Genomic DNA, 6,183 nt, shown 5'->3' on the forward strand with positions numbered 1-6,183 from the left:
GTTCCTTCCGGTCGGTCGGTCGGTGAGTCGGCCGGTCGCGACGGCTGGACCGTTCGCGTCGGTCCGGTTCGTGCTTCCGACTCTGCGACTCGCCGTGCGGCGTGTCGATGACCTCCGAGGTCATTGCCACGCCTCCCGCCGCGTCGCAGGCTGGCCCCATGACGACGACCCACGGCGAGCCGGTCGGCGTGCTGCTGCGGCGGTGGCGCGAACGTCGCCGCCGCTCGCAGCTGGACGTGTCGCTGGCCGCCGAGCTGTCCACCCGGCACCTCAGCTGCCTGGAGACCGGCCGGGCGAACCCGAGCCGGGAGATGATCCGGCGGCTGTGCGACGAACTGGACGTCCCGCTGCGGGAGCGCAACGCGTTCTACCTGGCCGCCGGGTTCGCCCCCTTGCACCCCGAGCGCCCGCTCGCCGACCTGGGTGCGGCGCGCGCCGCCGTGGAAGCGGTGCTGGCCGGGCACGCGCCGAATCCCGCGCTCGCCGTCAACGCCCGCTGGGAGCTGCTGGCCGCGAACCCGGCGGCGCGCGCGTTCCTCGGCGACGTCACCGGGGAGCCGGCCCGGGACCCGTTCAACGTGCTCAGGGCCACGCTGCACCCCGACGGCCTGGCGCGCAGGATCCGGAACCTGGACCAGTGGCGGGGACACGTGCTGCGGAGGGTGCGCCGCCAGCTGCAGCGGACGGCGGATCCCGGTCTGGCCGAGCTGCTCGCTGAACTCGAGGCCTACCCCGCGCCCGCCGAGGCGGGGGCCGGGGCCGGTTCCGCCCGCGCGGAGGAGGGACCGGAGTGCGACCTGGTCACGCCGCTGCGGCTGTCGTCGGAGCACGGTGACCTCTCGCTGCTGTACACGGTCACCGTCTTCGGCTCACCGCGGGATGTGACGCTGGACGAGATCGCCGTGGAGACGTTCTTCCCGGCCGACGCGGAGACGGCGGCGCTCCTGCGGGCGGCGACGGGCGCGGCAGCGGGGTGACTCAACTGACGGCCGCGGCAGTACCGTTGGTTGCCTTCATTGTCCGAGCCCGCTGTCAGGATGGGCCGTATGACGGACGGACTGATCTGGCTCGCCGAACGCGGATGCGTCTCCTCCGCGGGCCACTACGTGGTGCTGGCCCGTGGACTCTCCCTGGAGGAACTCGCCGCCCGCCTCGCGACCTCCTTCCGGTGGCTGCCGGAGCGCGTCGTCGTCCCGGTCGGGAAACACACGAGTGCCTCGCTGCCGGCCCTCATGGAGGAGAGGTACGGCGATTCCTACGAGGGCATCGGCCTGCGTCTCGGCCGCAGCGAGGAGTGGTCGTACGCCGTCGCGTACGGCGGATGGCCCGGCGAGATCGATCCGCCGTCCTCGATGTCGCAGGGCGGCGCGGACGTCTGCGTCCTGGAGTACGAGGAGATGAACGGCAAGCCCGTGCCGCCGCAGTTCACCTACCTGCGTGACGGGCGTCTGCTGGCCGCGTGCAACCTGCACCTCGACCGGTCGTGGGGCTACGAGGGCGTCGAAGGTGATCCGGAGACGGCTGCCCGGCTGGAGGAGCGATTCGCCGCCGCCGGGCTCCCCCTTCTCGAACGGGACAGAGAGGAGGAGTACCGGATCGCGCTGGGCGTCGTCGAGGAGTTCTTCGGGCTCTCGCTGCCCGAGGAGCGGATCGTGAGCGGCGCCCTGCCGGCTGTCCTGCTGGAGTCGCCGTGAGGGGGCGCGGCGAGGGGCACGGCGCGCGGTCCGGGGAAGGGGTGCCGGCTTCCCTGCCCGTGACCGGGCATCAGGACAGGACCAGGGCGGCCTACGACGGCGTCGTCGAGCTGTACGCGTCGCTGTTCGCCGACCGGATGGAGACGCAGCCGTTCGCGCGGAACATGATCGCGGCCTTCGCCGAGCTGGTGCGCGGCACCGGCAACCTCCGCACGGCCGACGTGGGCTGCGGTCCCGGACACCTGACGGCCATGCTGCACGAGCTGGGGCTGGATGCCTTCGGGATCGACCTCTCCCCGGGGATGGTGGCCCACGCCCGGCGGGCGCACCCCGAGCTCCGGTTCGAGGAGGCGAGGATGGAGGCCCTGCCGGTCGAGGACGGCGCGCTCGGGGGCGTGCTGGCCCACTACTCGATGATCCACACACCGCCCGCGGAGCTGCCCGCGGTGCTCGCCGAACAGGTGCGGGTGCTGGCGCCCGGGGGTCTGATCCTGGTCTCGTTCTTCGGGCTCGGGACGGGGGCGGGCACCGGGTCCTGGTCCCCGTTCGGAGCGGGGGCCGCGGCAAAGGCCGGGCCCGGGCCCGGGAGCGGGCGCGGGTCCGGTGTCGGGGGCGACGGGCCGGAGCCGGTCCGCTTCGACCACAAGGTGGCGCCCGCCTGGAGCTGGCCGGTGGACCGGTTCGCCGGGCTGCTGACCGGGGCCGGGCTGGTCGACCAGGCGCGGCTGGTCAACGACCCGGCCTCCGAGCGCGGCTACCTCGACGTCCACCTGCTGGGCCGCCGCCCCTAGGCCCCACCTGACTCGTCGCGGGGGTCGCGGGGGCGGGGGCCGGCCGACCGCGGCACGGCCGCCATGCGACCGGGCCGCGGGGTCTCCGGCTCGCCGACCGCGCCCCCGCCGACCCGCAGGCCTCGCGGACGTCAGTTCACCACGACGTTGTCCCCGGAGGACGTCGACGGCCCGGTGGTGGTGTTGCCGTAGTACGCCCAGCGCCAGGTACCGGTCCGGGAGGCCTTCACGGTCGTCCGGAGATCGCCCGAGCTGTTCGCGTACACCTTCTTCACCGTGGTGTAGGCGGTGCTGCCGGAAGGCTTGAACTGCAGGCTCACCAGGCGTCCTCCGTAGGAGGCGTACTTCATGGTTTCCCAGTTGGCCCGCGTGACCTTTCCGGTCACGGTGATGGTCTTGTCCTTGGCCACCGGTTCGGGCGAGGCGTTGACGGTCAGGCGGGAGTTGCGCTTGACGTACGCCGTCAGGCCCTCGTCGTCGGTGTCACCGCCGTCGCCCTCGAAGTGCACCTCGGCCCCGACCTTCCAGGCGCCGGCCTCGCTGTTGTACATGTCCCACACGGTCGGGTCGAAGTCCATCGTCTCCTTGAAGTCGCAGACGCCCGAGCTCACCTTGATGCAGTCGCTGACCCCGATGGCGTGCCACAGCGCTTCACCGTTGCTGCGGTACAGGTAGACCGCGGGGTACTCCCATGCCTTCGTGGTCGCCATCCGGAAGGAGGCGGGCACCGTGACCTTCGACAGCCCGATCACGATCGGCTTGCCGTCGTTCACCTGCACGCGGGTGAACGAGACCCCGCCCTCGGCCGCTCCGGCCGGCGCCGCTGCCACGGCCGTGAACACCGCCGCCGCGCCACCGGTCACGACGGCTCTCCAGACCTGCTTCCTCACGTGATCCCCAATCTCCCTACGGGAAACGCACCCGAAGGCGCACTCCTGCCAGCGCCTTACAGACGGCCGGCATCCCCATGGGGTTGTGCACCGGCGCATAACGATGACGCATCGGACGATCGCCGTCCCCCGTGCGGTGGGATCAGCCGCCCGTGACGGTTCTCGTGCCGACGCCGGTGAGCGGCCCCTTGTCCCACCAGTGCCCGTAGCGGCGGTACACCTCCGGCTCGCGAGTGGCGAGGAGGCCCAGCAGCCCTTCGGCCTCCTCCACCAGGCCCTCCCACGCGGCCGCGTCGAATGCGCGGAAGGCCGTCAGCTCCAGCGCGCCCTCGCGGGCCCGCCACACGCCGGCGACCTGCCCGTCGACGAGCAGGCAGGGCAGCACGTCGCCGTTGCGCCGCACGACCAGCGGCCGGTACTCCACGGGCATCAGCCGGCCGGGACCGGCGTGCGCCAGCAGGGTGCTGTCCCACATCGGCAGCAGCCGCGGCGGGGCCGGGGTGTCCTCGTCGGGCACGGTGGCCTCCGGCAGGTCGAACAGCGGGGCGCGGTCGGGGCCCGGCACCCGCACCACTCGCCCGTCCGCGTCGAGTTCGTGCAGCGCCTGCTTGATCACCGGGCTCGTGAGCAGGGTGAACCGGGCGAAGTCCCGGGCGGTCGCGGGCCCGAACGCGCCCAGGTAGGAGAGCAGTAGCCTGCGCACGCCCTCGCCCGGGTCCACGCCCGTGTCCGTGCCCGGGCTCGACATGGTGGGGGCGGCGGCGCGGTAGGCGTTGCGCCGGGTGAACGACCAGGGGCCGCCGGTCGGCGCGTGGTGCACGGTGCCGTACGTGCGCAGGGCCCACCACACCCGGTCCGCGTGCTCGCCGAACCGGCCGGCCAGCTCGTCCCGCACCTCGACGCCGGTGCGGGGCTGCGCCAGGAACGCGGCGAGCTCCGGGAACAGGGCGTCCACGTCGTCGGGGGACAGCCCGGTTTCGCCGAAGCGGCGGTCGTACAGCCTCGACGCGCGCAGGGTGCTCAGCATGGCGGCGTGGTGGTGGGCGTAGTCCTCGGCGTGGACGGCGTGCAGGGTGATCCGCATGAGCGACGCCTTCACGACCCGGCCCTCGGCGAACGCCGCGTCGAGGTCCTCGGGTGCGAAGTCCCGCACCCGGTTCCACAGCGCCAGGTACGGCGACGCCGGCTCCTGCGCCTGCAGCGCGCACACCCGGCGGACCGCCTCCGCCACGTCGAGACGCCGGCGTTCCAGCAGGAACTGACGCTCCAGGGTGGCCAGGGCCAGCTGCCGCGGGGTGAGGACCATGCGCGGATTATGCCGCGCGTGGTGGGGGCGGGCAGCTCTCTTCCCTGAGTCATGGTCAGGTCAGGACGGCCGAAGGTAGCGTCGGCACGTCGTTTCCGTGCAGAGGTCCTTCCCCGTGGGGAGACCTCCCGCCCGTCCCCAGGAGTTCACGATGAAGAGCGAGCTTCAGCTGATCCGCGACGACGACGGCTTCGCCGTCATCGGCGATCCGACGGCTGTCGAGCGCTTCCTCGTCTCCGAGAGCCTGCCGTCCAGGGACCTGGGACTGCAGCGGCTGGGGCCGGCCCTGCTCGCCGCCTCCGAGGCCGCGCAGATGGCCTCCGAGCTCGCCGCCAACTCGGGCCGCTGGGTGAAGCTGACCAAGCAGTCGGCGGAGGCCATCCAGAAGTACGGGCTGCGGACCAGCTCGAAGTCGGGGCTCGCGACGGGCGTTCTGAAGGGGGACAAGGGCCAGATCAGGGGGTTCGTCGAGTTCGTTCGGGGCCCCGGAACGCTGCTCAGCAACCCGGCCCTGTTGTCCGGCGCCGCGGGGATCATGGCGCAGGTAGCGCGGCAGCAGGCCATGGACGAGATCACCGACTACCTCGCGGCCATCGACGAGAAGGTCGACGACGTGCTGCGGGCCCAGAAGGACGCCGCGCTGGCCGGCATGATCGGCGCGGACTTCGTCATCGAGGAGGCCATGACCGTCCGCGAGGCCGTGGGCCGGGTCTCCGAGGTCACGTGGTCGAAGGTGCAGGCGACGTCGACGACCGTCGCGACGACGCAGGCGTACGCGCTGCGGCAGCTGGACGGGCTGGCGCAGAAGGTGGAGCACAAGGCGAAGATCGGCGAGCTCGCGAAGGCGACCAGGGAGATCGAGCCCAAGGTGCGGGAGTGGCTGGCCGTCCTGGCCCGCTGCTGCCAGCTCCACGACGCGACCTCGGTGCTGGAGCTGGACCGCGTACTCGACGCGTCGCCCGAGGAGCTCGACCGGCACCGGCTCGGGCTGCGGGCCGCCCGGCAGAAGCGGACGGACCACATCGCCCGCGTCACCGAGCATCTGCTCGGCCGCATGAACGCGGCCGCCGGCACGGCGAACGCCAAGGTCCTGCTGCACCCGACCACGTCCCGGGCCGTCGTGCACTCCAGCAACCACGTCGCGACGTCCGTCGTGGACTTCCAGGGGCGGCTCGGGATCGAGGGCGGTCAGGAATCCCTGGAGGCGCGCCGGTGGGTGGAGGCGGCCGCAGAGGTGCGCGACAAGGCCCTCGCCGTGGGCGCGGAGGGCGTCGACGTCGCCCTGCGCGTCGGCAACGAGACGCTCGGCAAGGCCCGGACGGTCACGGGCAAGCTGTCCAGCGGCATCGCCGAGCGGGCACAACGACTGCGCGGTGAGGAGGGGGTACGGGACGACGCGGCGCGTGACGGGGAGGTGGGCAGCGATGCGGCGCGTGACGGGGAGACGGGCGGAGATGTGGCTCGTGACGGGGAGACGGGCGGCGATGCGGCTCGCGATGAGT

Annotated in this window: 6 protein-coding genes; 4 read left to right on the forward strand and 2 right to left on the reverse strand. The window is 72.7% G+C overall.

The window, feature by feature from the left end:
* Nucleotides 1–158 precede the first annotated feature (158 nt).
* The 3 genes from ACOV8S_RS19190 to ACOV8S_RS19200 all read left to right on the forward strand — a co-directional run bounded on the left by ACOV8S_RS19190 (nucleotide 159) and on the right by ACOV8S_RS19200 (nucleotide 2,485).
* Nucleotides 159–977: a helix-turn-helix domain-containing protein gene (locus ACOV8S_RS19190; RefSeq protein ID WP_448319033.1), complete on the forward strand. Its 819-nt coding sequence runs from the start codon at nucleotides 159–161 to the stop codon at nucleotides 975–977.
* Nucleotides 978–1,046: 69 nt separating this feature from the next.
* Entirely contained in the window at nucleotides 1,047–1,694 is a 648-nt protein-coding gene (locus tag ACOV8S_RS19195) for a hypothetical protein (RefSeq protein ID WP_448319034.1), read from the forward strand.
* 59 nt (nucleotides 1,695–1,753) lie between these two features.
* A complete protein-coding gene (locus ACOV8S_RS19200) occupies nucleotides 1,754–2,485 on the forward strand; it encodes a class I SAM-dependent methyltransferase (protein WP_448319035.1) in 732 nt (243 codons plus the stop codon).
* Between the two features lie 131 nt (nucleotides 2,486–2,616).
* Here the strand turns inward: ACOV8S_RS19200 and ACOV8S_RS19205 are convergent, their stop codons facing one another.
* Nucleotides 2,617–3,375, reverse strand: coding sequence for a hypothetical protein (locus ACOV8S_RS19205; RefSeq protein ID WP_448319036.1), 759 nt, complete (start codon nucleotides 3,373–3,375; stop codon nucleotides 2,617–2,619).
* Nucleotides 3,376–3,517: 142 nt separating this feature from the next.
* Nucleotides 3,518–4,681: a winged helix DNA-binding domain-containing protein gene (locus ACOV8S_RS19210; RefSeq protein WP_448319037.1), complete on the reverse strand. Its 1,164-nt coding sequence runs from the start codon at nucleotides 4,679–4,681 to the stop codon at nucleotides 3,518–3,520.
* A gap of 151 nt (nucleotides 4,682–4,832) precedes the next feature.
* Between ACOV8S_RS19210 and ACOV8S_RS19215 the strand changes: the two genes are divergently transcribed.
* Nucleotides 4,833–6,183, forward strand: a 1,351-nt coding sequence (locus tag ACOV8S_RS19215) for a hypothetical protein (RefSeq protein ID WP_448319038.1), incomplete at its 3' end; no start/stop codon positions are given.

This window comes from Streptomyces sp. CO7 (assembly GCF_053474865.1).

Excerpts from the sequence above, each read along its gene's own strand:
- ACOV8S_RS19210 (WP_448319037.1), bottom strand. The coding sequence starts at position 4,681 with ATGGTCCTCACCCCGCGGCAGCTGGCCCTGGCCACCCTGGAGCGTCAG.
- ACOV8S_RS19195 (WP_448319034.1), top strand. The coding sequence starts at position 1,047 with ATGACGGACGGACTGATCTGGCTCGCCGAACGCGGATGCGTCTCCTCC.
- ACOV8S_RS19190 (WP_448319033.1), top strand. The coding sequence starts at position 159 with ATGACGACGACCCACGGCGAGCCGGTCGGCGTGCTGCTGCGGCGGTGG.